General features: G+C 64.8%; 21 protein-coding genes and 2 pseudogenes. 11 read left to right on the top strand and 12 right to left on the bottom strand.

Annotated elements, in window-relative coordinates:
* Positions 1 to 66 precede the first annotated feature (66 nt).
* A complete protein-coding gene (locus ACVWW1_RS32065) occupies positions 67 to 1,665 on the bottom strand; it encodes a flagellin N-terminal helical domain-containing protein (protein ID WP_456658623.1) in 1,599 nt (532 codons plus the stop codon).
* 556 nt (positions 1,666 to 2,221) lie between these two features.
* Between ACVWW1_RS32065 and ACVWW1_RS32060 the strand changes: the two genes are divergently transcribed.
* From ACVWW1_RS32060 to ACVWW1_RS32050, 3 genes are all read left to right on the top strand, one after another.
* The gene (locus ACVWW1_RS32060; protein WP_456658622.1) at positions 2,222 to 2,878 is read left to right on the top strand and encodes a Crp/Fnr family transcriptional regulator; all 657 of its coding nucleotides are present in this window, start codon (positions 2,222 to 2,224) and stop codon (positions 2,876 to 2,878) included.
* Between the two features lie 248 nt (positions 2,879 to 3,126).
* A complete protein-coding gene (locus ACVWW1_RS32055; RefSeq protein ID WP_456658621.1) occupies positions 3,127 to 3,846 on the top strand; it encodes a Crp/Fnr family transcriptional regulator in 720 nt (239 codons plus the stop codon).
* 256 nt (positions 3,847 to 4,102) lie between these two features.
* Positions 4,103 to 4,351 (top strand): hypothetical protein, encoded by a 249-nt coding sequence (locus ACVWW1_RS32050; RefSeq protein ID WP_207840509.1) that lies wholly within the window; start codon positions 4,103 to 4,105, stop codon positions 4,349 to 4,351.
* Positions 4,352 to 4,465: 114 nt separating this feature from the next.
* Here the strand turns inward: ACVWW1_RS32050 and ACVWW1_RS32045 are convergent, their stop codons facing one another.
* Positions 4,466 to 5,074 (bottom strand): helix-turn-helix domain-containing protein, encoded by a 609-nt coding sequence (locus ACVWW1_RS32045; protein WP_456658620.1) that lies wholly within the window; start codon positions 5,072 to 5,074, stop codon positions 4,466 to 4,468.
* A gap of 580 nt (positions 5,075 to 5,654) precedes the next feature.
* On the opposite strand from ACVWW1_RS32045, the gene ACVWW1_RS32040 reads away from it, so the two are divergent.
* Positions 5,655 to 6,089: a hypothetical protein gene (locus tag ACVWW1_RS32040; RefSeq protein ID WP_456658619.1), complete on the top strand. Its 435-nt coding sequence runs from the start codon at positions 5,655 to 5,657 to the stop codon at positions 6,087 to 6,089.
* Positions 6,090 to 6,177: 88 nt separating this feature from the next.
* On the opposite strand, the gene ACVWW1_RS32035 is transcribed toward ACVWW1_RS32040, so the two are convergent.
* Positions 6,178 to 6,360, bottom strand: a complete 183-nt coding sequence (locus ACVWW1_RS32035) for a hypothetical protein (protein ID WP_207833927.1) — start codon at positions 6,358 to 6,360, stop codon at positions 6,178 to 6,180.
* A gap of 97 nt (positions 6,361 to 6,457) precedes the next feature.
* A complete protein-coding gene (locus tag ACVWW1_RS32030; protein WP_207833929.1) occupies positions 6,458 to 7,459 on the bottom strand; it encodes a glycoside hydrolase family 3 N-terminal domain-containing protein in 1,002 nt (333 codons plus the stop codon).
* A 186-nt stretch (positions 7,460 to 7,645) separates the two neighbouring features.
* On the opposite strand from ACVWW1_RS32030, the gene ACVWW1_RS32025 reads away from it, so the two are divergent.
* Positions 7,646 to 9,691 carry an acetoacetate--CoA ligase gene (locus ACVWW1_RS32025; protein WP_456658618.1) on the top strand — a complete coding sequence of 682 codons (2,046 nt, stop codon included), beginning with the start codon at positions 7,646 to 7,648 and terminating at the stop codon, positions 9,689 to 9,691.
* Positions 9,692 to 9,707: 16 nt separating this feature from the next.
* Here ACVWW1_RS32025 and ACVWW1_RS32020 read toward each other — a convergent pair whose 3' ends face one another.
* Positions 9,708 to 10,631 carry a LysR substrate-binding domain-containing protein gene (locus ACVWW1_RS32020; RefSeq protein WP_456658617.1) on the bottom strand — a complete coding sequence of 308 codons (924 nt, stop codon included), beginning with the start codon at positions 10,629 to 10,631 and terminating at the stop codon, positions 9,708 to 9,710.
* A gap of 71 nt (positions 10,632 to 10,702) precedes the next feature.
* Here ACVWW1_RS32020 and ACVWW1_RS32015 point away from each other — a divergent pair, with 71 nt between their 5' ends.
* From ACVWW1_RS32015 to ACVWW1_RS32005, 3 genes are all read left to right on the top strand, one after another.
* Entirely contained in the window at positions 10,703 to 11,863 is a 1,161-nt protein-coding gene (locus ACVWW1_RS32015; protein WP_456658616.1) for a DSD1 family PLP-dependent enzyme, read from the top strand.
* Between the two features lie 17 nt (positions 11,864 to 11,880).
* Positions 11,881 to 12,375 carry an HAD-IA family hydrolase gene (locus ACVWW1_RS32010; RefSeq protein WP_456658615.1) on the top strand — a complete coding sequence of 165 codons (495 nt, stop codon included), beginning with the start codon at positions 11,881 to 11,883 and terminating at the stop codon, positions 12,373 to 12,375.
* Positions 12,376 to 12,551: 176 nt separating this feature from the next.
* A complete protein-coding gene (locus ACVWW1_RS32005; RefSeq protein ID WP_456658614.1) occupies positions 12,552 to 13,682 on the top strand; it encodes a threonine synthase in 1,131 nt (376 codons plus the stop codon).
* Positions 13,683 to 13,785: 103 nt separating this feature from the next.
* On the opposite strand, the pseudogene ACVWW1_RS32000 reads toward ACVWW1_RS32005, so the two are convergent.
* From ACVWW1_RS32000 to ACVWW1_RS31985, 4 genes and pseudogenes are all read right to left on the bottom strand, one after another.
* A pseudogene (locus ACVWW1_RS32000) lies at positions 13,786 to 14,815 on the bottom strand (glycosyltransferase family 4 protein).
* Complete coding sequence (locus tag ACVWW1_RS31995) at positions 14,815 to 15,939, bottom strand: UDP-2,3-diacylglucosamine diphosphatase (RefSeq protein ID WP_456658613.1); 1,125 nt, start codon at positions 15,937 to 15,939, stop codon at positions 14,815 to 14,817. Before ACVWW1_RS31995 ends, ACVWW1_RS32000 begins: the two are co-directional and overlap by 1 nt.
* Positions 15,936 to 16,346 carry a DedA family protein gene (locus tag ACVWW1_RS31990; protein WP_456658612.1) on the bottom strand — a complete coding sequence of 137 codons (411 nt, stop codon included), beginning with the start codon at positions 16,344 to 16,346 and terminating at the stop codon, positions 15,936 to 15,938. Before ACVWW1_RS31990 ends, ACVWW1_RS31995 begins: the two co-directional genes overlap by 4 nt.
* A gap of 260 nt (positions 16,347 to 16,606) precedes the next feature.
* Positions 16,607 to 17,186, bottom strand: a pseudogene (locus ACVWW1_RS31985) (class I SAM-dependent methyltransferase).
* Between the two features lie 335 nt (positions 17,187 to 17,521).
* Here ACVWW1_RS31985 and ACVWW1_RS31980 point away from each other — a divergent pair.
* A complete protein-coding gene (locus ACVWW1_RS31980) occupies positions 17,522 to 18,196 on the top strand; it encodes a response regulator transcription factor (RefSeq protein ID WP_456658611.1) in 675 nt (224 codons plus the stop codon).
* Positions 18,197 to 18,201: 5 nt separating this feature from the next.
* Positions 18,202 to 19,569 carry a sensor histidine kinase gene (locus ACVWW1_RS31975; protein WP_456660722.1) on the top strand — a complete coding sequence of 456 codons (1,368 nt, stop codon included), beginning with the start codon at positions 18,202 to 18,204 and terminating at the stop codon, positions 19,567 to 19,569.
* 129 nt (positions 19,570 to 19,698) lie between these two features.
* On the opposite strand, the gene ACVWW1_RS31970 is transcribed toward ACVWW1_RS31975, so the two are convergent.
* Both ACVWW1_RS31970 and ACVWW1_RS31965 read right to left on the bottom strand, forming a co-directional pair.
* The gene (locus tag ACVWW1_RS31970) at positions 19,699 to 20,892 is read right to left on the bottom strand and encodes a serine hydrolase domain-containing protein (protein WP_456658610.1); all 1,194 of its coding nucleotides are present in this window, start codon (positions 20,890 to 20,892) and stop codon (positions 19,699 to 19,701) included.
* Between the two features lie 90 nt (positions 20,893 to 20,982).
* Positions 20,983 to 22,623: a flavin-containing monooxygenase gene (locus ACVWW1_RS31965; RefSeq protein WP_456658609.1), complete on the bottom strand. Its 1,641-nt coding sequence runs from the start codon at positions 22,621 to 22,623 to the stop codon at positions 20,983 to 20,985.
* Positions 22,624 to 22,922: 299 nt separating this feature from the next.
* On the opposite strand from ACVWW1_RS31965, the gene ACVWW1_RS31960 reads away from it, so the two are divergent.
* Positions 22,923 to 23,825 carry a helix-turn-helix transcriptional regulator gene (locus tag ACVWW1_RS31960; protein ID WP_176534312.1) on the top strand — a complete coding sequence of 301 codons (903 nt, stop codon included), beginning with the start codon at positions 22,923 to 22,925 and terminating at the stop codon, positions 23,823 to 23,825.
* A gap of 30 nt (positions 23,826 to 23,855) precedes the next feature.
* Here ACVWW1_RS31960 and ACVWW1_RS31955 read toward each other — a convergent pair whose 3' ends face one another.
* Positions 23,856 to 24,890: an aldo/keto reductase gene (locus ACVWW1_RS31955; RefSeq protein ID WP_456658608.1), complete on the bottom strand. Its 1,035-nt coding sequence runs from the start codon at positions 24,888 to 24,890 to the stop codon at positions 23,856 to 23,858.
* Between the last annotated feature and the right edge of the window lie 3 nt (positions 24,891 to 24,893).

The following is a 24,893-nucleotide window of genomic DNA, read 5'->3' as shown; positions in this document are numbered from 1 at the left end:
CCCAAAAAACAAAGGCGGCGGAGTTTCCTCCGCCGCCTCGATAGTCGTTGTCTGTCGCGGCTACGCTTAGCGGAGCAGCTGCAGAACGCTCTGCTGCGACTGGTTGGCCAGAGCCAGCGCGGACACCGCGATCGACTGGCGGGTCGACAGCGCCTGGCTGTTGGCCGCTTCCTCGTTGGTGTCGGCCAGCGTCAGGTTGGACGAGCCGGTCTGCAGCACGTTGATCAGGTTCTTCGAAAAGTCCTGGCGGATCTGCACGATCGACAGGTTCGAACCGAGAGTCGAAGCCTGGGTGCGCAGCAGGCCGCTCGCGCTGTTGAGCGTCTTCAGCGTAGCGTTGGCCGAAGCGTTGTCGATGAAGTCCGTGCCGGCGGTCAGCTTGGAGAGGTTGAGACCGGCGGCATTGAAGGTCACGCCCTGGATCTTCAGCGTCGAGGAGCCCGTCTCGTTGAAGGTCAGCTTGAGCTGATCGCCGTTGAGCAGGTTGATGCCGTTGTACGACGCGTCCTGGGCGGTCGTGGTGATCTGGTCCAGGATGTTGTTGTACTGATTGACCAGGTTGGCGCGGTTCGCCAGCCCATTCGGGTCCTGCACCGGGGCGCTGCCCGCGAGGCCGTTGAACAGCTTGCCTGCGCCGGCTGCCGTGCCACCGATCGTGCCGATGGTCGCGGACGCCGCATCGTTGGTGGTGCTGATGGTGAGCGCACCGCTCGCGCTGAGCGACGCCTGCAGGTTGTTGGCCGACAGGGCGTTGTTCAGGTCGTTGAGGGACTTGACCTGGCCTGCGCCGCTACCAAACGTGATGTTGGTGGCAATGCCGTTGCCGGTCGCGCCGATCGTCAGCGTCAAGCCATCCAGCGGTGAAGGCGTTGCAACGGTGCGCGCCTTGGTTCCGGCGGTAAGGCCGAAAGCGCCCAGCGCCGAGCCGGAGATGTTGAGATCCTGGTTGGTGCCGGTGCTGATCTGGAGCGCGCCAGCCGACACGGTGGAGGCCGTGGTCGCGCCGGTGATGCCGTCGATCGCCGAGAGCAGGTCGCCGACGGTCAGGTTGCTGCCCGCGCCCGTGCCGAGGGTCACGTTGCCGGACGAATCGCTCGTCGAAGTGGTCTGCGAGGTTGAGAACGTGATCGTCTTGCCGTTGACGCTGATCGTACCGGACGGGGTCGTCGCCAGGGTATCGGAGTTGGTTGCACTGACGAGCTTGGTGGCGGCGGTGATCGGCGCGGGGGTCGTGAGATTATTGTTGACGACCGTACCAGCCAGGGTGGCGTTGCTGTAGGTGGCGGTGCCGCGGATATCGTCGGTGGTCGCGCCGGTGACCACGGCGGTCGTCACTTGCGATTTCTGGGAATAGCCGACCGCGGCCTGCAGGGCCTGGTTCGCGACCGACTTGGCGCTGTCAACGAGCTTCTGCAGCGAGGTGATGCCGGTGTTGGCGGCCTGCAGCACCTGCACGCCGTTGCCGATTCCGTCCAGCAGGTTGTTGATGTCGCTGGCGCGGTTGTCGAGCGACTGCGCCGTGAAGAAGTTGGTCGGATTGTCGAGAGCGGTGTTGACCTTCTTGCCAGTGGACAAGCGGTTCTGCGTGGTGGCGAGCAGGTCGGCCGTCGACTGCAGCGAAAGCAGGTTTTGACGGACCGATGCCGAGAGGACGATGCCGGACATACTGATACCCTTCTGGATGAACACGATTGACGCGACGCCGTAAATTTCGCACGGCGACCGATGCCACACTGGTCCGTCCGCGCTACCCGTTCGTTAAAGGGCTGCTCCGTACAAATACCCAAGATGGCTTTGCCGGTAATTCTACGGCCGCCGCGCAGACGCCCGGCTAAACGGCACGTATCCGCCGCCGGATCAATCTCGTGACAACGAATTTGTCCTCGCATTTGCAGGGACTTGCCGCATGCTCGCGCTGCCGACGGGGGGCTTCGACATCCGTAATGGCCATCGCGACGGCGCACGCTTGGGTACGCATCAGAGTTAATGGAAATCAATAAATGCGAGACAATGTCGCAACCGTCTCGTCCGGGATGCGCGGCATTCGAATCTCCTCGAACGCCGCGCACGCCGATGCGATTGCCGACCGTCTGCCCCCTAGAGGGTATAAGGTTCGCACCACAACCCTTGTGCTATTGGACAGGCAAGCTATGTTCGCTCTCCACACGCCAAGAGTAGGTGATGCGAGACCGTAGTGCTCCCGCCCTCGGCAGGAGCTCCAATGTCTGCGGTATCGCGTCCGCCCAATCGACTGTTGCAAGCACTTCCCTCCACGGAATACGCGCAACTTCATCCCGTCCTGGAAACCGTCGACCTGATCAAGGAAACGGTGCTTGCCGATGCCGGCGCGCCGGTGCAGCGGGTCTATTTCCCGCACGGCGGCGTGGTCTCGATGATGGTCAATCTGTCCGACGGGCAATCTGTCGAGATTGCAACCATCGGTCGTGACGGCATCGTCGGCGCATCCGCCGCCCTGCATGAGCGGCTGCTGCTCGCCGACGCGATTGTCGTGGTGCCGGGCACGGCATCGATGGTGCGGGCGGAAGATTTCCGCGAGGCCGCCAATCGCAGCGCGGAGTTCCGGACCCTGGTTGCTCTCTATGAGCAGGCGCTGATGGCGCAGACCCAGCAATCCGTCGCCTGCAACGTGTCGCATCCGGTGGAGGCGCGGCTGTCGCGCTGGCTGCTGCGCGCGCGCGACCTGTGCGGCAGCGAAGCCTTGCCGCTGACCCAGGAGATGCTGGCGCAAATGATCGGTGTGCGGCGTAATGCGGTTTCGATCGTCGCGCATGGGTTTCAGCAGGCCGGTATCCTGCGCTACAGCCGCGGCCATATCGAAATCACCGATATCGACGGTCTGCGGGAAGGCGGCGTGTGAATGCTATGCGACCGTCAAGGCGCACGCCGAACAATTGATCGGGCCGGAAGATTGATCGGGGCGGCGCGCACGCTCAACTGATTGCCAGGCAACACAAACGCGATCACGGGGCGATATGTATTCCTAATGGAACCAAGATATGTTTCCATTGGAACCAAGACGTGCCAGAATAAGTTGCATAACGGCTCAACTGCACGCGTCAGCCCTGATGACCAGAGACAAGCTTTGCCGGGAGGCAGGAGGTTGCTTTGGATACGGTTCCGCGATCGCCCAACGGATTTCTGTCTTCGCTCTCGGAGAGCGATTTTGGGCTGATCCGGCCCAATTTGCGGACGATCGACCTCGCCGCCGAGTCGGTCCTGATCGAGACCGACGAGATGCTCAAGCGGACATACATGCCGCACAAGGGGGTGATCTCGCTGGTGGTCAAGCTGGCAAGAGGCGTGTGCGTGCAGATCGCGATGGTCGGCCGCGGCAGCATCTATGGTGCGTTCGCGGGGCTTGGTGAAGCCCCCACGCTGGACAGCGCCGTGGTGCTGGTGCCTGGCGTCGCTTCGACGATCGAGGTCGAAGCCTTGCGGGCGGCCGCCGGCCAGAGCCCGACTCTGCGAGCGAAGCTGATTCGGCACGGTCTCGCCGTCTATGCCCAGATCCAGCAGACGGCCGGCTGCAACGCCGCGCACACCGTGGAGTCGCGGCTGGCGCGATGCCTGCTGCAGACGCGCGATCTCTCCGGCAGCAACAAGATCGCCCTGACGCAGGAGGCGATGGCCCAGATGATCGGCGCACGCCGCAATAGCGTGTCGCTGGTCGCGCATACCTTGCAACAGGCGAATTTCATCCACTACAGCCGCGGCCACATCGAGATCACCAATGCGGATGGACTGATCAGGACCGCGTGCGAATGCTATGCCACGGTCAAGGCGCAGTATGCGAGGCTGCTGAACTGCCAGGAAGCCGGCGGCTAAAGCGCGATGAGATCAGGTTGAAGCGTCATCGCGCTTTAGCTCTTTGTTTGAGCATGATCTTTTCGGAAAACCGCTTCGCACTTTTCCGGATCATGCTTTAGAGCTGCCATTCTTGACGCGTCTTCTTCACGCGAACCGCTACCCGCTTTGCGCGAAAACGCTCCAGTCGGCGCACAAGCCGTACTTCTACGGCGTACGATTTTCACCGTCGGATAACGCTGCATCCGCAAAGTCGCGTCGACGCACGGGGGAGCCGATGTTCACGTACGAGACGACCGACCGGAAGGAAGCCCGGCGCTTCCGCATGGCCCAGTTCAACGGCCGGCCCGCCACCATCAGGTCCGCCGGCGCGACAGTGACGGGACGTGTGCGCGCGATCGTCGAAAGCAAATCCGGCGCGACGGCGGCATGGGTGGTCACGATCGTTCCGGACGAGCCGAAGACAGCCGCCTCCGCCGCGCGGCTCGCGCCGCGCCTGTGCTTCGCCGCGGAAGACGATTTCTGAGTACCGCTCCGAATGGAATCGGACGGGCTCTGGACTTTTGTTTTGACGCGTTTTCTTTGCGCGAACCGCTACCACCCCGCATCAAGTGCGGGGCAGGCTTCGCTTGAAAACGCTTTATGCGGAATGCAACAAGGCCTTGCGGACGAGATCTGCGGTGTTGCGCGCACCCAGTTTGCGCATGGCCTCGGCGCGATGGCTCTCGAACGTGCGCGGGCTGATGTTCATCCGCAGCGCGCCCTGCTTGTTGGAATAACCGTCGCTGATCAGGCTGAGCACCTCACGCTCGCGCTTGGTCAACGGCTTGCGCCCTGCCTCCGGCGTGAACATGACATCGGGTGACCGGGCGCCTGCCGGCTTGTCGTCAAGCGGCGGCCTGAGATCGGTGGCCGGTATGGCATTCGGATAGAGATCGGAGATCTGCTTCAGCATCGCGGACACCCGCTCGGTCTGCTCGAGCGCGTTCTCGATCACCTGCCGCAGATAGACGCCGTTGCCGGGCGCATGCGCGAGCTGCTGACTGTGCTGTTTGAGCTCGTTCATGTAGAGCAGCAGCGCCGTCACCGGCCCGTTGAACTGCCGGACGATCGCCGCCCCGGCGTCCGCGGTCATCTGCGGTCGCGGCACGGCGGCTCCCTGAATCTCGGGCGGCTGCGCCTCGAGCGTCGCGGTTCCGCCCATCCATGGCGGAAGGCGCGCCTCGGCTCGATTGTCATGTTGCGTCATAAGTATGGTTTACCGAAGGTGAACTTGTGGCCGCGTTAACACGGGACTCCGTAAAACTACGGGTGACGCAACTGTGACCTCGGGCCCCGATCGGCCAAGCAGGCGCAGATTACCGTTGATTTGGCAACGAATCTCGCTTGTCTGAGCCGAAGGACAGTAGTCTTACGGGACATCGAGGCGCTTCATCCCGATGATCTCCACAGGTGGATCTTTACCTTCCCGACGCGGTCCCGGGCGCGTCCGCACCCACATCCGCCGCCTGGCCTCAGGTTGAAATGGGCAAGATGCGCGCCGCGCGTCGGAGATCAAGGGCGCCGCAGCCGAAGGAATTTCTGCAGGAAGCGTCCCGAAAGGACGAACCTGAGCCACCAATACGCCATTCGCCGGGTCGTCATCGATCAACCCTCCGGGCATCGGGATCGCATCGGCATACCGCACGCCGGCCGACGCGCGTATGAGACGGATCACATCGGCCCAGGGGTGGCGCGGGCGGGCGTCGCGGCAGGCGAATGTCAATTTACAGCCCCGGCATGCGCCGCGATGATCGCCGCCTCTCGATCAACAACAAAAGGGCGCGACAATGAAGCGAGGGTGGAACGGGCGGAATGGATTCCGGATGACGATTGCGGCGCTCGCCGCAGCACTGTCGGTCAGCGCCGGGGCGCAGGCCCAGACCACGCCCCCGACCGGCAATGCAGCGCCGACGTCAGACAGCGCGATCATGGTCACCATCTTCTTCAAGCATGATCAGTCACGCCCGCTCAGTGAGTTGAATGCGCAACTCGAGCGGCAGCGCTTCTACAAGGCGTTTCCACCCGAAGGTGTCGAGGTCGTGAGCTGGTACGTAATGATGGGGGTCGGCCAAGTGGTGACCCTGCGGCTACCGGCCTCGCGGCTGCGCGAGGTCAACCGCGTCATCGAGAACAGTGCCTGGGGCGCCTACCACACCGAGTTCTATCCGACCTACGACTACAAGGCGGTCGGAGTCGACAAGCACGAAAAGGCAAAACAATAGCCGGTCGCGAGAGTAGAGCTGAAGCCATGCGCCGGACTTACCGGTTCTGAATCAGTCAGAACCGGCTCACCTTTGACCCGATGCCTGCCTATGCGTGGGCCCGCGTGCGCTGGCTCAGCCGCTTTGCCAGTGTCCGCAGATCCTGGCGGCGCCCGCTGCAAAGCAAGCGGCTGAATTCGTCGGGATCGATGGAGGCAGGTGGAAGATCGGCTGGGCTGCGTGCGACGCGGCGTAGCCAGGTCAATCGGAAGAGACGCTTGAGCATCTTCATGGTTGTTAGCCCCGATGAGCGTCTTTGTTAAATCGCGGCAATAAAGTTTGGTTCCGCTCCCTATGGTCGCCCGGCGCAAAATTTGGTTCAATGCCATTCAGGCGAGCAGCGCCTTGCGCTGTTGCACCCGCGCAATGGAGCGCTGCACCGCGGCCTGATCCAGCGATCCGTCGTGCGCTGCACCCTCGACCGCGGTGGCGATGCCGGCCATCGCCAGCTCCTGATCGAGCAGATTGTTGCCGATGCAGATCATGTCCATGCCGGCGGCGATCGCCTGCAAGCTGGCCGCGCTTGTACCGAGCGTCTTCTGCAGCCCCTGCATCTGCATGTCGTCGGTAATCAGCAGCGTCGCGGGCAGCCGATGGCGCAGACGGCCGATTCCCGCCGGCGACAGGGTCATCGGATGCTGCGCGTCCCACTGGCGGACAATGGCGTGGCTGACCAGCACCGCGTCGCCGAAGATCTGCGGCGCCAGCGCGTAGAATAGTTCTTCCTGCTCCGGCCGCAGGGCATCGGAGATGTCCATGAACTCCAGATGTGAATCGACGTGCGCGCCGCCGATGCCCGGATAATGCTTCAGGCAAAGACCCACGCCTGCCTGCCGCGCCGCAGCGTCGACCAGGCGCGCATTGGCCTCGACCTCACCGATCTCGGACGAATAAGACCGCTTGATCCTGCCGATGTTCGGATTGTCGGGATTGTAATCGACGTCGATGACGGGCGCGAAGTTGTAGCGGATGCCGAGCCGACGCAGCTCGTCATAGCTCGCAGCCAGGATCGCCTGCTTTTCCGCATGGCCGAGCCGGTTGAAATCCCTCGCGCTCGGCAACGGCTGGAAACCCAGCCCGTCCTTGAGCCGGCGCACCAGACCGCCCTCCTGGTCGATGAAGACCAGCGGCTGCGACGGCAGGCCTGCGATCTCGGCGCACAGCGACTGCACCTGCGTGGGCGAGGCGATATTGTTGTCGTATTGCCGGGTCTGGCAGGAATAATCGAACAGGATCACCCCGCCGAGCCCGAACTGCGCGGCAAACTCCCTCAGCCAGGGCGGGATGACCTTGCCGTAGAAGCCGAGGATGAAAAGTTCGCCGACGGTCATGGCCGCTCGCTATCGGATAGGCATGGAATCAACGCCGCACCTGAAGGAATAGCACGCTGCGACGGCGGTAAGAATATGACGCAGCTTGCTGCTCGACTGCGTTCCCCGCGTTCGCATCACTATGTTAAGACACGCCAGCACGCCTCGATCGCGCATGCCACAACACAAGACATTTCGGAAACGCCCATGACAGCACCTTACGTCCCGCAAATGGCCCTTTACCGCCAATGGCTGAAGGACACGCGCGGCCTCGCGTTTGCGGATTTCGAGGCAATGCGGCGCTGGTCGGTCACCGATATCGACGCCTTCTGGCAGAGCGTCTGGGATTATTTCGATCTGCGCTCGCCGACGCCGCATTCGGCGGTGCTGGCCGAGCGCAAGATGCCGGGCGCGGTGTGGTTTCCCGGCGCTTCGGTGAATTACGCGCACCAGGTTTTCCGGCACGTCGCGCCGGCGCATGCCGCCGGCCTGCCGGCCCTGATCTCGAGCGGCGAGGACGGCAAGCTTTCGGAGACCAGCTGGCCGGAGTTGCAGCGCAAATCGGCGGCGCTGGCGCTGCATTTGAAGGCCAGGGGCGTCCGCGCCGGCGATCGCGTCGCGGCCTATCTGCCGAACATCCCCGAGACGATTATCGCGTTTCTTGCGACCGCGAGTATCGGCGCGATCTGGAGCGTCTGCGCACCCGACATGGCCGCACCCGCGGTGATCGACCGCTTCAAGCAGATCGAGCCGAAAGTGCTGATCGCCTGCGACGCCGTAACCTATGCCGGCCGCCGTCATGACCGGAAGTCGGTGATCGAGGAGTTGCGGCGCGCGCTGCCGACGGTCGAGCATGTCATCCTGCACAGCGACGCCGCGCCGTCCGAAACACGATTGTCGTCCATCCTTGCGGGCCAGAGCGCGGAGATCGACGCCTTCGAGCCGGAATGGCTGCCGTTCGACCATCCGCTCTGGATCGTCTATTCCTCGGGCACCACCGGATTGCCGAAGCCGATCCTGCACAGCCATGGCGGCGTGATCGTCGTGGCGCTGCCGCTCTCGACCCTGCACAACGACATCGGCTGCAGCTATCAGCGAAACTCGTTCGGCGAACGCTTCCACTGGTACTCGTCGACCGGCTGGATCATGTGGAACTGCCAGACTAACGGCCTGCTCAACGGCACCACCTGTTGCATCTTCGACGGCAGTCCCGGCGGCACCAAGGACAAGCCGGACTGGACCACGCTGTGGCGCTTCGTCGCCGATGCAAAGGCAACCTTCTTCGGCGCGGGCGCGGCGTTCTTCGCCAACTGCACCAAGGCCGAGATCGATCTCGCTGCCGTTGGCGACCTCTCGGGCCTGCGCACGCTCGGCTCGACCGGCTCGCCGCTCAGCGCCGACACACAAGCCTGGTTCAACGAGCGCTTCGCCGCGCTTTCGAAGCGCAATGGCAACGCAGCGCAGGCCGACATGTGGTGGGCCAATATCTCCGGCGGCACCGATTTCGCCGGCGCCTTCATCGGCGGCAATCGCGAGCTGCCGCAGACCCCGGGCATCATGCAATGCCGGCTGCTCGGCTGTGCGGTCGAAGCATTCGACGAGCAGGGCCGCGCCGTGATCGACGAGGTCGGCGAGCTCGTCTGCACCGAGCCGCTGCCCTCGATGCCGCTGCGCTTCTGGAACGATCCCGGCAACGCGCGCTACATGGCGAGCTATTTCGAGACCTATCACGACAATTTCGACGGCACCGGCCGCGGCCCGGTGTGGCGGCATGGCGACTGGCTCAAGATCAACCCCGACGGATCCTGCGTGATCTACGGCCGCAGCGACGCCACCATCAACCGCCATGGCTTGCGGATGGGCACCAGCGAGCTCTATTCGGCGATCGAGGCGCTGCCGGAGGTGCTGGATTCGATGGTCGTCGACCTCGAATATCTCGGCCGCGACAGCTACATGCCGCTGTTCGTGGTGCTGCGCGAGGGCATTGTCCTCGATGCCGCGATGAAGGCGAAGATCAACAAGGCCGTGGAAGCCGGGCTGTCGCGCCGCTTCCTGCCCAACGACATCTTCGTGGTGGCGGAAATTCCGCGCACGCTGTCCGGCAAGAAGCAGGAGCTGCCGGTCAAGAAGCTGTTGCTCGGCCATTCTGTCGAGAAGGTCATCAACCGCGACGCGATGGCCAATCCCGGCTGCCTCGACTGGTATCTCGACTTTGCCAAGAGCTATCTGAGCAGGCAGGCCGGCGCGGCCTAAGCGATCGCGCCGCCTGTCAGCGCGGCCTGCTGCGCCAGGGCGGCGGCGCGAAGGCGGTGCGCAGATGCTCGACGAAAGCCTGCGTGCGCCTGGCCCGCCCACCGCGGCCCGGATTGAGCAGCGCGACGATATCGGCGGGCGGCAGGCGGAAGTTCGGCAGGACACGCACCAGCCGGCCACCGGCGAGATCCTCGGCGACATCCCACTCCGATCTGACGATCAGGCCGTGATCCGCCAGCGCCCAGGCCTTCACCACCTCGCCGTCATTGCTCGACAGCATCGGCTCGATCCTGATGACGTCGGGCTCCGACGCGGCCCGCCTGCGCGAGAAGCGCCAGAGCGTCACGTCCTCCTCGTTCTCGCGCAACGCGATACATTGATGCCCGCGCAGCTCCTGCGGGCTCACCGGCGTCCCGCGGCGCTTCAGATAGGCCGGCGAGGCACAGAGCAAGCGTTCATTGGACGCAAGGCGCAGCAAGCGAAGCGTGGAATCCCTCAACGCGCCGATATGGATCATGACGTCCCATGCGCTCGCGGCGGCACGTCCCGGCCGATCGGATAGTTCGAGCTCGACCGACACGTCGGGATGGCGGGATCGGAAGGCCGCAACGACCGGGGCGACGTAGTGGCGTCCGAAGCCGAGCGGCGCGAGAATCTTCAGATGGCCCGCGATGGTTCCGCGGCGCGCCTGCAGCGCTTCCGTCAATTCCGTCGTCTCGTCGAGCAGCGTGCCGCCGCGCAGCACCAGGAGTTCGCCCTCGTCGGTCAGCGTCAGCCGCCGGGCCGAACGGCCGACCAGTTGAACGCCGAGGCGCTGCTCGAGGCTCTGCAGCCGCTGCGACACCGCCGATGGCGTCACGTCGAGCGCACGCGCCGCGGCCGCGAGCGACCGGGCCGCAGCGATGGCCAGAAAGAAGCGGATGTCGTCGGTCGAGAGCATTAAGTCCAGACTTAATATAACAATGACATTCGGTAAATTGTACTTAGCATGGAAACGGCTAGTCTCGCCGGATGTCATCAGCCCCTGTTTTGAACGCCTCGCATCCGCTTGCCGATATCGAGACGCCCTGCCTCGTGCTCGACGAGGACCGGATGCTGCACAACATCGCCCGCCTGAAGACGCGGCTGTCGCGACTCGGCGTGCCGCTGCGCCCGCATCTGAAGACTGCGAAATCCATTCCGGCGGCCCGCGCCGTGATGAACGGCCCAGGCGGCCCGGCCGCGGTCTCGACCCTGCAGGAGGCCGAGCTGTTTGCCGCGGCAGGCGTCAAGGACATCCTCTATGCCGTCGGTATCGCGCCGCAGAAACTCGACCGCGTCGCAGCGCTGCGGCGGCAGGGCGTGGACCTGTCCGTGGTGCTCGACAGCATGGAGCAGGCGGCCGCCGTCACCACGATGGTGCGCATGACGAACGACCGCATTCCCGTGCTGATCGAGATCGATTGCGACGGCCATCGCGCCGGGGTCCGCGCGCGCGACCCGCTGCTCGTTGAGATCGGTCGCGCATTGCATCAAGGCGGCGCAGAACTGCGTGGCGTTATGGCGCATGCCGGCGAATCCTATTCCTGCTGCAGCGCGGTGGCACTCGAGCAGGCGGCCGAGCAGGAGCGCGCCGCCGCGGTCGCCTGCGCCGAGGCGTTGCGCGCGGCCGCACTGCCCTGCCCCGTGGTCAGCGTCGGCTCGACGCCGACGGCACATTTCGCGCGCCGGCTCGATGGCGTCACCGAGGTGCGCGCCGGCGTGTTCGTGATGTTCGACCTGGTGATGGCCGGGATCGGGGTCTGCGCGGTCGAAGACATCGCGCTGTCGGTGCTCGCGACGGTGATCGGCCATCGCGCCGATCGCGGCTGGACCTTTATCGACGCCGGCTGGATGGCGCTGTCGCGCGATCGCGGCACCGCGAAGCAGCCGATCGACCAGGGCTACGGCATCGTCTGCGACATCGATGGACGGCCCTATCCCGACCTGATCGTGACCGAAACCAATCAGGAGCACGGCATCATCGCCCGCCGTCCCGGCAGCACGGCGCCGCAGGTGATGCTGCCGGTCGGCGCCAAGGTGCGGATCCTGCCGAACCATGCCTGCGCCACCGGAGCGCAGCACGACCGCTATCATGTCGTCGCCGCCGGCTCCGACACGGTCAGGCAATGGGAGCGATTTCGCGGATGGTAGCAGACGGAGGGCAGCCGATGACCCGAGCCTATGACGCCATTCTGTTCGATCTGCTGACGGCGCTGCTCGACAGCTGGACGCTCTGGAACAAGGTCGCGGGCTCCGATGAAGCAGGGCTGCGCTGGCGGGCCGAGTATCTCAAGAACACCTACGCCACCGGACGCTATCGTCCCTATGAGGATCTGGTGGGGGAGGCGGCGCGCAATGTCGGGCTGCCGTTCGAACGGGCTGCGGAGCTTGGCGCACGCTATGCGGAGCTCGATCCCTGGCCCGAGGTTTTTGATGTTCTGCAAACGCTGCACGGCGCCGGCGTCGCGCTCGGCGTCGTGACCAACTGCTCGGAGCGGCTCGGCCGCATCGCCGCCGATCGCATCGGCGTTCCCTTCACGGTGTTCGTGACGGCCGAGCGCGCCGGCTATTACAAGCCGCAGCCGCAACCCTATCAGCTCGCGCTCGATGAACTGCCGGTTCCGGCCAATCGATGCCTGTTCGTCGCGGGGGTCAGCCTATGATCTGTTCGGCACGGCACGTGTGCATCTGCCAACTTGGTGGCATAATCGGGCCGCAATGAACCTGCCGGAAGGGGCGCCCGCCCCGACCATGGTTCGTGACAGCCTTGCGACCTTGCCGGCTTTCGTGCTCGGTCGCGACTTGTCCGGCCGGCGCGCCCCTTGAGGACCGAACCGAGATGCCATCACCCAGCTACATCGACCCGCTCAACGGCAAGCTCTATCCGCTGGATGTCCCGCGCTGGTGCTCCGACGAGGGCAAGCCGCTGCTCGTCACAGCGCTGCCCGGCATCTCCCGCGACGAGGTCGATCGCGGGACGCGCTCGCTGTGGCGCTATCGCGCGGCGCTGCCGGTCGAGATCAAGCAGCCGATCACGATGGGTGAAGGCTGCACGCCTGCGGTCGAAAAGGCGTGGGGCGATCTGCGGCCGCATTTCAAGCTCGAATGGTTCAATCCGACCGCAAGTTTCAAGGATCGCGGCACCACGGTGATGCTGTCGTTCCTGCGCCAGCTCGGCGTCGACGCGGTGCTGGAGGACAGCTCCGGCAATGGCGGCGCGTCGGTCTCGGCCTATGGCGCGGCGGGCGGCATGCGGGTCAGGATCCTTGCGCCGGCGACGACATCGCCGATGAAGGTGGCGCAGATGCACGCCTTCGGCGCCGAGGTGCAGCTGGTCGAAGGCCCGCGCGAGGAGTCCGAGGCGGAGGCGATCCGCCAGTCGAAGCAGATCTTCTACTCCAGCCACAACTGGCAGCCGTTCTTCCTGCAAGGCACCAAGTCGCTGGGCTACGAGATCTGGGAAGACTTTGGCTTCACAGCGCCCGACAATGTCATCATGCCGGTTGGTGCCGGCAGCAGCCTGCTCGGCTGCTATATCGGCTTCAAGGAGCTGCTCGCGGCCGGACAGATCGCGCGGCTGCCGCGCCTCTTTGCCGCACAACCACTCAATTGCTCGCCGGTCGATGCCAGCTTCGTCGCCGGCGTCGACACGCCGGTCGATCGCGCGGTCCGCAAGACCATCGCCGAAGGCACCGCGATCAAGCATCCGCTGCGCCTGAAGCAAATGATCGCGGCGCTGAAGGAGAGCGGCGGCGGCACCGTCGCAATTCCCGAAGACGGCATCGTCGCCGCATTGAAGCGGCTGGCGAGTACCGGCCTGTTCGTCGAGCCGACCTCGGCCTCGGCCGCCGCCGCACTCGACGTCCTGGCGGCGCGCGGCGCGATCCGGCCGGCAGAGCGCACCGTCGTCATCATCAGCGGGACCGGGATCAAGGCAGCCGGGCTGATCACCGAGCTGCTCGGCAGCTAGAGCGTTTTCGAGCGAAGTGGACACCGGTTCGCGTGAAGAAAACGCGTCAAAACAAGAATCTGGAGCTTCGGTTCTGATTCAATCAGAACCGAAAATGCTCTGGTCAGCCCGCAGCTGCCGCGCGCGTCGGTGAGGCGTGCGCCCGCCCGATATTGTCGAGGAACTGACGCACGCTTTCCTGCCAGGTGAAGGTCAGGGCGTGGGCGCGGCATTTCTCGCGCGGCACCAGCAGCGCACCGAGCGCCGCGCGACGCAGATCGTGATCGAGGCAACCGCAGCCCGACTTGCCGATCACGTCGAGCGGTCCCATCACCGGAAAGGCCGCAACCGGCAGGCCGCTGGCCAGCGCCTCGAGGATCACCATCCCGAACGTATCGGTCAGACTTGGAAACACCATGACGTCAGCGGACGCATAGACATCGGCGAGCGCCCGGCCCGTCCGCGTGCCGAGAAAATGGACGTGCGGAAACCGGGTCTGCAAACTGCTGCGGAGCGGCCCGTCCCCGACCACGACTTTCGAGCCCGGCAGGTCGAGACCGAGAAAGGCGTCGAGGTTCTTCTCGACCGCAACGCGGCCGACATAGAGGAACACCGGTGCCGGGAAGGCGAGCGGCCGCTCCGTACGGGGGCAAAACAGCTCGGCGTCGACGCCGCGCGACCATGGCATCAATTTGCGGAAAGCCATGCGCCTTCAACGCCTGCTCGAGCGACGGCGAGCCAACCATGATGCCGTCTCCACCATTATGGAAACGGCGCAACGCCGCATAGCTCCACCGCAGCGGGACCGGCAGCCGCGCGGCGAGATATTCGGGAAAGCGCGTGTGATAGCTGGTCGTGAACGGATAGCCGCGTGTCCGGCAGACATGCCGGCTGATCCAGCCGATCGGACCTTCGGTCGCGATGTGCACCGAGTCCGGGCGCGCAGCCGCGATCGCGCGCGCGATACGCCCGACCGTCGGCAGCGCGAGCCGGATTTCCGGATAGCCGGGCAACGGCACGGTGCGGAAATCGACCGGCGTCAAGAAGCTGATTTCCGCGCCGAGCGAAGGCGCTTCACTGGCGAGATATTCGAGCGAGCGGACCACACCATTGATCTGCGGCCGCCAGGCGTCGGTTGCCACCAGCACGCGCATCAGGCGACCGCCTGCGTGAGCGGCGCGAGGTCTGCCCTATCCAACGCTGCCCGCGCTTCCGTCCATCTGACGATTTCAAACTGCCCGTTATAGCGTTCGACCACGCCCGTGCACGACTCCACCCAATCCCCGGTGTTGATGTAGCGGACGCCGAAATCATCGTGCAGCGCCGCGTGGTGGATGTGGCCGCAGATCACGCCTCGAACGTTGCTGCGCGCGGCTTCCGATGACAGCACCTCCTCGAACCGGCCGATGTGGTTGACCGCATTCTTGACCCGCAATTTCGCCCAGGACGAGAACGACCAATAGCCGAAACCGAATCGGCGCCTGATCCAGTTGAGCCAGACGTTGCAGGCCAGCGCGGCCCGATACCCGACATCGCCGATCAGCGCGAGCCAGCGCGCATGCCGCACCACGAGATCAAAATGATCGCCGTGAACGACGAGGTAGTCGCGACCGTCGAGGCCACGATGGATCGCCCGTTCGACAATTTCGACGCCGCAGAACGCCGCGCCGGCATAGTCACGCAGAAACTCGTCGTGATTGCCGGGAATGTAGACCAGGCGATGGCCCCGTTGCGCGAGCTCGATCAGCTCCCGCACAACGGCATTGTGCGCCGTGGGCCAGTACCAGCTGGACCGCAGACACCAGCCATCGACGATGTCGCCGACCAGGAACACGGTTTCGGCATCATGGTGACGAAGGAAGTCGATGAACCGCTCGGCCTGGCATCCCCGGGTTCCGAGATGGACGTCGGAGATGAACAGGCTCCTGACCTTGACGACATCCCGCGGCGCGACCCGCCTCCCATCCGCGCGATCGCTTGCCCTATGCATCGCAAATTGGGAGTCGGCCTTGCCGCCGTCCGGCCGAAACGCCGCCGCCATGGCCTCGGCCAATCCCGCGAGAACCTTCGTGACATCGCGGCTGGCGCATCGCCTGAAGATCGAGCGGTGCCAATAGATGCCTGCGATAAGCACCAGCAGCGCGAACTCGGCCGCGCGATATCGCCCGCCGGAAGCAGCGTGACCGAACTGATAGCTCGCGGCCAGGACCAGCAGGGTCGCGGCTGCACGCTCGAGCGTATCCGAGCCGGGCCGCAGGCGGGACAACAGGGCTCTCATACGCCTTCCTCCACCGGCGAGCGTGAGGGGAGTACGCGCGGCTCCCCGAGAGGGCGCGGCGCGAGCGAGCGCTTGTAGAAGCGAAATCCGAGGAAGAGCGCGACCTCCACGGCGACCAGGATGACCACCACCCAGAAGCCGAGGCTGACCGGATCGTGGCCGCTGCCGCGCAGGGCATAGCCGAGAGTGAGGAACGGCATGTTCCAGATCACGGTGCCGATCGCCGTCGCCATCACGAAGGCGCGCGGCTCCAGCCGCAGCACACCGGCGGGGAGTGCAAGGTAGATCCGCACGGTGGGCAGGGTCTGACCGATCAGCGTCACCCAGAAATGATTGCCACGATAGGCGTCGGTGAGCTGTCGATAGAGCGAGGGCCGCAGCAACACGAACTTGCCATAGCGCGCCACCAGCCCTTCGATGCGCCCGCGAGCCGAGCACGCGGCCGAGCCCGTACCAGCCGATGGCACCGACGACCGACCCGGCGCTGGTCGCGAGGATGGTCATCGCAAGCATCGTGCCGTCGGAGACCGTCAGGCCGAGCAGCATCAGCAGCACGTAGGACGGCAGCAGCGGAATGAACTTCTCGGCGACGGCGAGGCAGCCGATACCCACCAGGCCGAAGTGCAGAAACATCGCGATCGTGCTCGACGTGTCCATAGCGCCTCGATCAAGCGTGGGAGTGGCGGCGGCTGATCCGGTACACGGATGCCGGAGGCAGGTTGAGGAACGTCTGCCCGATGCAGTTCGCCTGCAGATCGAGGCGATCCAGGATCGCGTCTGCGACAGGGCAACGCGGACCATAGGTGATCTGGTAAAACGCCCCGCCGGCGCGGAGATAGCCGAAGGCGCCGTGGAGGATGGTTATGACTTTCTCCGGCGGCATCATGAGAAGCCCGAGGCCGCTCACGACCGCACCGACCGGGCGCCCCGTCGAACAGACTTTCCCTCCGCAGCCAGGCCGCGTCCATCCAGAGCACCCGCGCGCCCGGGAAGCGCCGCTGCAGCAGCGGGATGAACTCGGAGCCGTACTCCACCAGTGTCAGATCCTGCTGCCTGACGCCGCGCTTTAGCAACGCGCGGGTGAAGACGCCCGTGCCGGGGCCAAGCTCGAGCACGGGGCCAGTGTCCGCGGTGATCTCCTGCGCCATGAGCGACGAGACAGCAGGCCCGGACGGAGCGACCGCGGCGACACGCAACGGATTACGCACCCAGGCGCGGACGAACGGCAGGATGTCAGCGGCCGACATGCTGGAGCTCCCGCACGATGAGCGCGCAATCGGTCTGGCGCCACGGATTCATTAACAAGGCCATTCGCGTGTCTTTCACATTGTGGGTGCCCACCACCGTGTGTGGGAGGCTCCCGCCAGTTGAGCAGTGCTGGACCGTGACGGGACGATTCGACCCGCTCCGACCGACGCCTCTGTCTCATGCGAAGCTTGCGTCAGCCTGTCGCGAATGCGCGCGCATACGAAATTTCGGTCCGCGACGCATTCGCGCGGAGAAAACCGCAAGGTTGCCGCAATGAATCGGGCATAAAGCCGGCGGATCGAATGACGAACCGATGCAGGGATAGGGACGACGAATGCGCGTGCTGTTGGTGGAGGACCAGCCGGACATGGTCGCGGCGCTGCGTGCGGCACTCGCGCGCCACGACATGCTGGTCGATCACGCGCCGGATCTTTTGGAAGCCGAGGCGATTGCCGCTGCGGGAAGTTACGACGCCATCGTGCTGGATCGCCAGTTGCCTGACGGCGACGGGCTGTCGCTGATTCCGAAATTGCGCGCGAGCGGCAACACCGTGCCGGTGCTGGTGCTGACTGCCCGCGGTGAACTCGCGGACCGGGTCTCGGGTCTCGACAGCGGCGCCGACGATTATCTCGGCAAGCCGTTTGCATTCGAGGAGTTGCTGGCACGGTTGCGCGCGCTGTTGCGCCGGCCTGCCAATGTGCAGCAGCATGCTGCGCGGATCGGCCGCCTGTCGTTCGACTTCACCCATCGTGAGGCCAGCGTCGACGGACGCCCGCTGGAGATGCCGCGTCGCGAGCGGCTGGTGCTCGAGACGCTGCTGCATCGGATGGGACGCATGGTGCAGCGCTCCGCGCTGATGGAGGCGGTCTACGGCCTCGACGACGAGGTGCAGCCCAATGCACTCGACAGTCATGTGTCGCGTTTACGCCGCAGGCTCACCGAGGCCGACGCTGGCGTCACGATCAACGGCGTTCGTGGCCTCGGCTATGTGCTGCGAGAGACACCGTGAGCGTGCTGCGACCGCGATCCCTCACCTGGCGCCTCGTCGGACGCCTCGCCGGTCTGCAGGCCGTTGCGTTGACCCTCCTGATCCTGCTGATCGGGGCCGCCGCGATCGGGCTGCTGTGGGCAGGGCTGCTGATCGGCGAGTACCAAGGCAGCACCCTCGATACGCTCAGGGACGCCATCACCCGCGATGAAGCGGGCGGACTGACGCTGCGCCAGACGCCGGAATTGGCCGCCCTGCGCGCCGAGCACGCCGATCTCTGGTTCATCATCCGCGACGCTGACGGCCACCAAATCTCCGAGGGCACCGTGCCCGCGCAATTCGCACCGATCGCATCGGCCCTCGACCATGTCAGCGAGGCCGTGCTCAAATGGGACGCCGCCGAGGCCCCGCGCCCCGGTGGTCTCGTCAAATCGGTCGACACGTCGGCTGGACGGATCCAGATCCTGACCGGAACATACGGCGAGCTCTCGATGTGGCGAGCGCTGGAGATCACCCCGCAGCTGTTCCTCAACATGATCCTGCCGATCGTCGTGCTGATGACGCTGGCGACGTTGGTCGCGACCCCATTCGTGGTGCGCCGGGCAATGAAGGGACTTGGCCAAGTCGCCGCGCAGGCCGAACGCATCGACATCGACCAGCGCGGCGCGCAGTTGCCGCTCGATGAAGTGCCGGTCGAGATTGCCCCGCTGGTCAAGGCCATCAACGCCGCGCTCGAACGCCTCGACAAGGGTTACGAGCGCCACCGGCGTTTCCTCGCCGATGCCGCACACGAGCTCCGGACGCCGATCGCGATTCTTTCAACACGAGTCGCCTCACTGCAGGCCGGCCCGGAGAAGACCTATCTGCTCGAGGACGCGACTCGCCTCAGCGTCATGGCCGGTCAGCTGCTGGACCTGCAACGGCTCGATCAGCAGACCGACGTGTTCACCGCCGTCGATCTCGTCGGCGTTGCCCGACAGGTCGTGCTCGACCTCGCGCCACTCGCCTTCGCGGCAGGATATGAAATGTCCTTTGAGCAGAAGGACGGGACGATTGTGGTGAGCGGCGACCAGACCTCACTCGAACGTGCCCTCACCAATCTCGTGCAGAACGCCATCGACCATGGACAGCGGCGTGGCACGATCCTGGTTCGGGTGACGACAGCCGGTTGCATCGAGGTCTGCGACGACGGCGACGGCATTCCGCCCGACGAGCGCGAGCAGATCTTCGAGCCGTTCCGCCGGCTACATCCCGGCGGACGCGGCGCCGGCCTCGGCCTCGATCTGGTGCAGAGCATCATGCGTCTGCACAGCGGCCGGATCGAGGTCGATCAGGCACCGTCCGGCGGCGCCTGCATGCGCATGGTGTTCCCGAAGGTTCAGCCGGCGTGCTGATCGAGCGGAACTAGCCGCGGCGCGCCGCGAAACAAGAGCCCGCTCCGATGGAATCGGAACGGCGCTCTCGTTTCTTGCTTTGGCGCGTTTTCTTTACGCGAAGCTGCGTCCAGGCCGTTCAAAAATGTTCTAGCCCGCCTTGCGCAGTTTCAGGGCCTCGTAGAATGCGGTCTCGAGATTGATGTAGCCGATGAAGGATGTCGGATCACCAAACGGCAGGATCTGCGTCGCCCAGAATCCGCCGAAACCATTCTGGCGATCGATCCAGTAGAACAGGTTGGCGAGGCCGGCCCAGCCGAGCGCGCCGGCGGGACGGCCGGTCGGAGCCTGCTCGTCATTGATCATGAAGCTGAGCGCCCATGATTTCGACTGGCCGGGGAAGAACTCGGCGTCGTTGGCGAGCGAGGTGATCACGCCGGTGATGGCGGTGACCTTGCTGTTGCCGAGATGGTTCTTCTCCGCCATCCGCGCAGTTTCGGCCTTCAGGACCCGGCCATGCTCGCCGGCGCCGTCGTTCAGCCACATCCGGATGAAGCGCATGTAGTCGCCGATGGTGCCGTAGAGTCCGTGACCGCCCATATGGATCTCCGGATTGGCCGGCAGCTCGAAATCCATCGGCGTGAGCGAGCCGTCGGCGTTGCGGGCGTGAATGCCGGCGAGCCGGCGGCGCATCGCGTCGGTGAGCTCAAATGCCGTGTCCTGGATTCCGAGCGGCTCGAAGATCCGTGTCTTGAAGACCTCGCCGAGCCGCCGGCCCGTGATCGCCTCGACGATCTGGCCGCACCAATCCAGGTTGGTGCCGTATTCCCATCGCTCGCCGGGATCGAACAGCAGCGGCGTCATCAACGAAGCCTTGGACGCCGTGATCACGCTGGGCTGCCCCTTCTCCTGCGCGAGGCGATTGTAGGTGTGGTTGATGAAGTCGTAGCCCAGGCCTGCGCTGTGAACCATCAGCATACGCGTGGTGATGTCGCGCTTCGGTGCGCGCAGCCGTGGTTCGCCTTTGTCGTCGAAACCCTCGATGACCCGGAGCTTGCCGAGGTCGGGTGCGTAGGTCTTGGCCGGCGCATCGAGATCGAGCTTGCCTTCCTCGACGAGTTGCAGGACGGCCGTCCCGGTGATCGCCTTGGTGGTCGAGAAGATGGCGAACACGCTGTCGGTCGTCATGTCCGCGGCCTGGTCGAGGCGGCGCTTGCCGGCGGCGCCTTCGTAGATGTTGCGATGGCGGTCGGTCACCATCGCAACGACGCCGGGAACGCGTGGGTTGGATGTCACGACGCCGTCGAGAATCGCATCTGCCGCCGCACCAAAATTCATGCTCATTGTCGTCCTCCCATATTCTGCTTTGTGATGTGATCAATCGTGAGCGGCGATGCGGTCATCGAAACCGCAGCGCCGGATCGCGATCAGGAGCTACTGCACGGCAAAGCCCTGATAGCCGCTCGCGGCGACCTCGTCGCATTTCTGGCGATAGGTGCCGACGCCGCCGCAATAGGACAGCACCCGGCGCGGCTTGCCCTCGACATTCGAGCCGAGGTACCAGGAGTTGGTCTTGGCGATCAGCGTTGCGTTGGCGGTCTCGTCGTGGTGCGCCACCCACTGATCCTCGGCATCCCTGGTCGGCTCGATGACGTTGAGGTTCTTGCCGCGCAGATATTTGATGCAGTCGGCGATCCACTCGACCTGCTGCTGCAGGCAGGTGGTCATGTTGCACAGCGCGGCCGAGGGCGCGAGCGGCACCGCGGTCGTGAACAGGTTCGGATAGCCGTGAACCTGCAAGCCCATCGTGGTGCGGATGTCCCTGCCCCAATCATCCTTCAGCGATCGACCCTCGCGACCGCGAATGTCGATGCGCGTCAACGCCCCCGTTCCGGCGTCGAAGCCGGTGGCCAGGATGATGACGTCGAACGCGTGCACCGTGCCGTCGGCGGTCTGGATGCCCTCCGGCGTGATGCGGGCGATCGGATTGTTCTTGACGCTGACGATCTCGACATTGGGCCGGTGGAAGGCCTCGAGGAAATTGCTCTCCAGCGGCACCCGGTGCGTGCCGAAACCGTAGTCGGACGGAATCAGCTGCTCGCACAGCTTGGGGTCCTTGATCCGCTCGCGCATCTTTTCGCGCACGAACTCCGTGATCTCGGCGTTGATGGCTTCGTCGAAGAACAATTCGGCGAAGGACGAAACCCACAGTTTGAGCGATCCGTCATTCCAGCAGTCCTCGATCACCTGGCGGCGCTGCTGCGGCGTCAGGTCAGCCCAGACGTACTCGAAGTCGAACTCGAATCCGGTGAACGTCTTCGGCAGCCGTTCGGTGAGGAACTTGAACTTCGACTTGTAGGCCTCGGCATCCGCCGCGTCCCATTTCGGGTTCTTCATCGGAATGATGTATTGCGGGGTGCGGATGAAGACCTTGAGATGACCGACCTCGCCGGCAATCGACTGGATCACCTGGATTCCGGTCGCGCCGTTGCCGACCACGCCGACACGTTTACCGGCGAGCTCGATCGGTCCCTTGGGCCAGCGCGCGGTGTGGAACAACTCGCCCTTGAAGGTCTCCTGTCCCGGGAAGGACACATGCGGCGCCGAGAGCATGCCGCAACAGGTGACCAGGAACTGGGTGTCGATCACCTCGCCCTTGTCGGTCGCGACCTGCCAGCGCTGCGTCGCCTCGTTGAAGTGCGCGCTCTTCACCGTGGTGCCGAACTGGATGTCCTTCCTGAGGTCGAGGCGGTCGGCGACGTAGTTCAGCCAGCGCTCGATCTCCGGCTGGCCCGGGAACCGCTCGCTCCAGCTCCAGCCTTTGTAGAGTTCTTCGGAGAACAGGTACTGATAGGTGTGGCCTTCGGAATCGAAGCGGGCGCCGGGATAGCGGTTCCAGTACCAGGTGCCGCCGACGCTTGAACCGGCATCGATCGCCTTCACACTCAGTCCCTGCTCACGCAGGCGGAACAATTGATAGAGACCGGCGACGCCGGCGCCGACGACCACGGCGTCGAGCCTGGTCGTTGCACGCGCACCATTGCTTCCATTCGACCTTGTGACGGTCTCGGCCATCGTTTCCTCCTGTTGTCTTGCTTCGCACTCGCTCATACCCGCCGTGTCGCCGGGTGATGGTGCGTTGCGTCAATTGGGTCTCGGCGACTGGCGTTGTCGCCGAGACGCAGAGCAGGCTACGGATTGTGCGACCGAGCGGCTTGGATGAAACCGACAATCTCTGGAACGCGGCCGCTCAATCGAGCCATCGGCCGTTGGTCGGCTTGGCAAACCGCGAAAGCGGCCTATCCTGCGCTCAAACGTTCGGCCAAGAAGAAGCGGTCAACCGCGCCACGGATTCCACGGAGGAGGCTCGCGCGATGGGCCAATTGATCACGGTCGAAGAGCTGCCGCGCTATGCGCCCGGTGAACTGAAGCTGGACAGCGCCTCAGTCGGGAGGAGCGACTTCCGGCTGCGGATTTTCCGCTATGAGCCATCGGATATCTGGGTTCCTCCGTCGGAAAACTTCCTGCTCGTACTGTATCGCGACGGCGTGACGTCGATGAACCGCCGCGTCACCGGCGCGTGGAAGCAGGACCACGTCGGTCGCGGCGTCACGTCGTTGCTGACCCGCGCCGAGCCATCAAGCTGGCACTGGAAGAACGACATCGAAGTCACCCATTTCTATATCGCTCCAGCGCTCATGATGAAGACCGCGAGCGATGCCTTCGACCGCGACGCCGAGGCGATCGAGCTTCACGACCTGCTCAAGGCCGAAGACCCGATGCTGACCTGGATCAACGACCAGATGGTTCAGGAGGTTGCCGCAGGCGGTCCGGGCGGACGCCTCTGCTATGACGCACTGGCGCTGCAGGCGAGCGTGCACATCCTGCGGAAGTATGCGGCGATCGAATTCAAGATGCCGTGCGCGCAAGGACGCTTTCGCCCGGCGCATGCTCGCTTGATCGAGGACTATATCGAGCAGAACATCTTCCGGAACATCACGCTGGAAGAGCTCGCGAATATCTGCAATTGCACGCCGATCCAGTTCGCCCGCAAGTTCCGCGTGCATTACGGCACGCGGCCGCATGCCTATGTCCTGCGGCGCAAGGTGGAGCACGCGTGCCAGCATCTGCGCAAGGACCGCGTTGCGCTGAAGGAGATCGCGCTGCTGAGCGGCTTTGCCGATCAAAGCCACCTCAATCGCGTGTTCCGGCAGCACATGAACGTCACGCCGGCGGAATATCGCCGGCAGGTCTGCAAACATTCCGCGCAAGCGTGAGACCATGACGCCGGCGGGCCCGCGGCCGGCTCACACCGGCGGCGGGTTCAGCCGCGCGAAGCCTTCTTGAATACGGTACGGGTAGTACGGATAAGCCGGCATCACTGCGCTCGCTCGGTCGAGACGCGCGATCTGGTCCGCCGAAAGCGACCATCCGACTGCGCCGAGGTTGTCGCGAAGCTGCGCTTCATCGCGCGCGCCGATGATGATCGAGGACACGCCGGGACGCGTGAGCAGCCAGGCAATCGCAACCTGCGGCACGCTACGGCCGGTCTCTGTGGCGACGACGTCCAGCGCGTCGACGATCGCGTAAAGCTTCTCGTCGTCGACCGGCGGCCCGAACTGCGCGGTCTCGTGCAGTCGGCTGTTCGCCGGCAAGGGCTGCCCGCGCCTGATCTTGCCGGTGAGGCGACCCCAGCCGAGCGGACTCCAGACCAGCGCGCCGACGCCCTGGTCGAGCGCGAGCGGCATCAGCTCGGATTCATAGTCGCGGCCGACCAGCGAATAATAGACCTGGTGCGCCACGTAGCGCGGCCAGCCGTGCCGCTCGGCAACGGCGAGCGATTTCATCAAGTGCCAGCCTGAAAAATTCGAGGCGCCGACATAGCGCAGCTTGCCGGCCCGCACGAGCGCATCGAGGGTCGACAGCACCTCGTCGATCGGCGTGAAGGCGTCGAAGGCATGAAGCTGCAGGAGGTCGATGTAGTCGGTGTCGAGCCGGCGCAACGCGGCGTCGACCGCGGCGACGAGGCGGTATCGCGACGTGCCGGCATCGAGCGGGCCGTCGCCCATCGGCAGACCGGTCTTGGTCGAGATCAAGACCTTGTCGCGGCGGCCCTTGAGCGCGGCGCCGAGGATCCCCTCCGATGCGCCGTTCGAATAGACATCGGCGGTATCGAACAAATTGACGCCGGCCTCGAGGCAGATGTCGATCAGCCGCCGCGCTTCGTCGACGCCGCTGCGGCCCCAGGCCGAGAACAAGGGTCCCTGGCCGCCGAAGGTGCCGGTGCCGAAGCTGAGCACCGGGACCTTCAGGCCGGACGCACCGAGATTGCGGTATTCCATCGT

It is taken from the genome of Bradyrhizobium sp. JR3.5 (genome assembly GCF_054057015.1).
Note: the sequence above shows the minus strand (reverse complement) of the source record. Positions and strands in the feature narration are given on the sequence as shown.

Bases quoted from the DNA above. Each gene is read 5' to 3' on its own strand.
- ACVWW1_RS32060 (WP_456658622.1), top strand. From the start codon at position 2,222: ATGTCTGCGGTATCGCGTCCGCCCAATCGACTGTTGCAAGCACTTCCC.
- ACVWW1_RS32040 (WP_456658619.1), top strand. From the start codon at position 5,655: ATGAAGCGAGGGTGGAACGGGCGGAATGGATTCCGGATGACGATTGCG.
- ACVWW1_RS32045 (WP_456658620.1), bottom strand. From the start codon at position 5,074: ATGACGCAACATGACAATCGAGCCGAGGCGCGCCTTCCGCCATGGATG.
- ACVWW1_RS32010 (WP_456658615.1), top strand. From the start codon at position 11,881: ATGACCCGAGCCTATGACGCCATTCTGTTCGATCTGCTGACGGCGCTG.
- ACVWW1_RS31965 (WP_456658609.1), bottom strand. From the start codon at position 22,623: ATGGCCGAGACCGTCACAAGGTCGAATGGAAGCAATGGTGCGCGTGCA.
- ACVWW1_RS32050 (WP_207840509.1), top strand. From the start codon at position 4,103: ATGTTCACGTACGAGACGACCGACCGGAAGGAAGCCCGGCGCTTCCGC.
- ACVWW1_RS32020 (WP_456658617.1), bottom strand. From the start codon at position 10,631: ATGCTCTCGACCGACGACATCCGCTTCTTTCTGGCCATCGCTGCGGCC.
- ACVWW1_RS32030 (WP_207833929.1), bottom strand. From the start codon at position 7,459: ATGACCGTCGGCGAACTTTTCATCCTCGGCTTCTACGGCAAGGTCATC.
- ACVWW1_RS31960 (WP_176534312.1), top strand. From the start codon at position 22,923: ATGGGCCAATTGATCACGGTCGAAGAGCTGCCGCGCTATGCGCCCGGT.
- ACVWW1_RS31970 (WP_456658610.1), bottom strand. From the start codon at position 20,892: ATGAGCATGAATTTTGGTGCGGCGGCAGATGCGATTCTCGACGGCGTC.
- ACVWW1_RS31995 (WP_456658613.1), bottom strand. From the start codon at position 15,939: ATGAGAGCCCTGTTGTCCCGCCTGCGGCCCGGCTCGGATACGCTCGAG.
- ACVWW1_RS31955 (WP_456658608.1), bottom strand. From the start codon at position 24,890: ATGGAATACCGCAATCTCGGTGCGTCCGGCCTGAAGGTCCCGGTGCTC.
- ACVWW1_RS32015 (WP_456658616.1), top strand. From the start codon at position 10,703: ATGTCATCAGCCCCTGTTTTGAACGCCTCGCATCCGCTTGCCGATATC.
- ACVWW1_RS32025 (WP_456658618.1), top strand. From the start codon at position 7,646: ATGACAGCACCTTACGTCCCGCAAATGGCCCTTTACCGCCAATGGCTG.
- ACVWW1_RS32065 (WP_456658623.1), bottom strand. From the start codon at position 1,665: ATGTCCGGCATCGTCCTCTCGGCATCGGTCCGTCAAAACCTGCTTTCG.
- ACVWW1_RS32035 (WP_207833927.1), bottom strand. From the start codon at position 6,360: ATGAAGATGCTCAAGCGTCTCTTCCGATTGACCTGGCTACGCCGCGTC.
- ACVWW1_RS32005 (WP_456658614.1), top strand. From the start codon at position 12,552: ATGCCATCACCCAGCTACATCGACCCGCTCAACGGCAAGCTCTATCCG.
- ACVWW1_RS31980 (WP_456658611.1), top strand. From the start codon at position 17,522: ATGCGCGTGCTGTTGGTGGAGGACCAGCCGGACATGGTCGCGGCGCTG.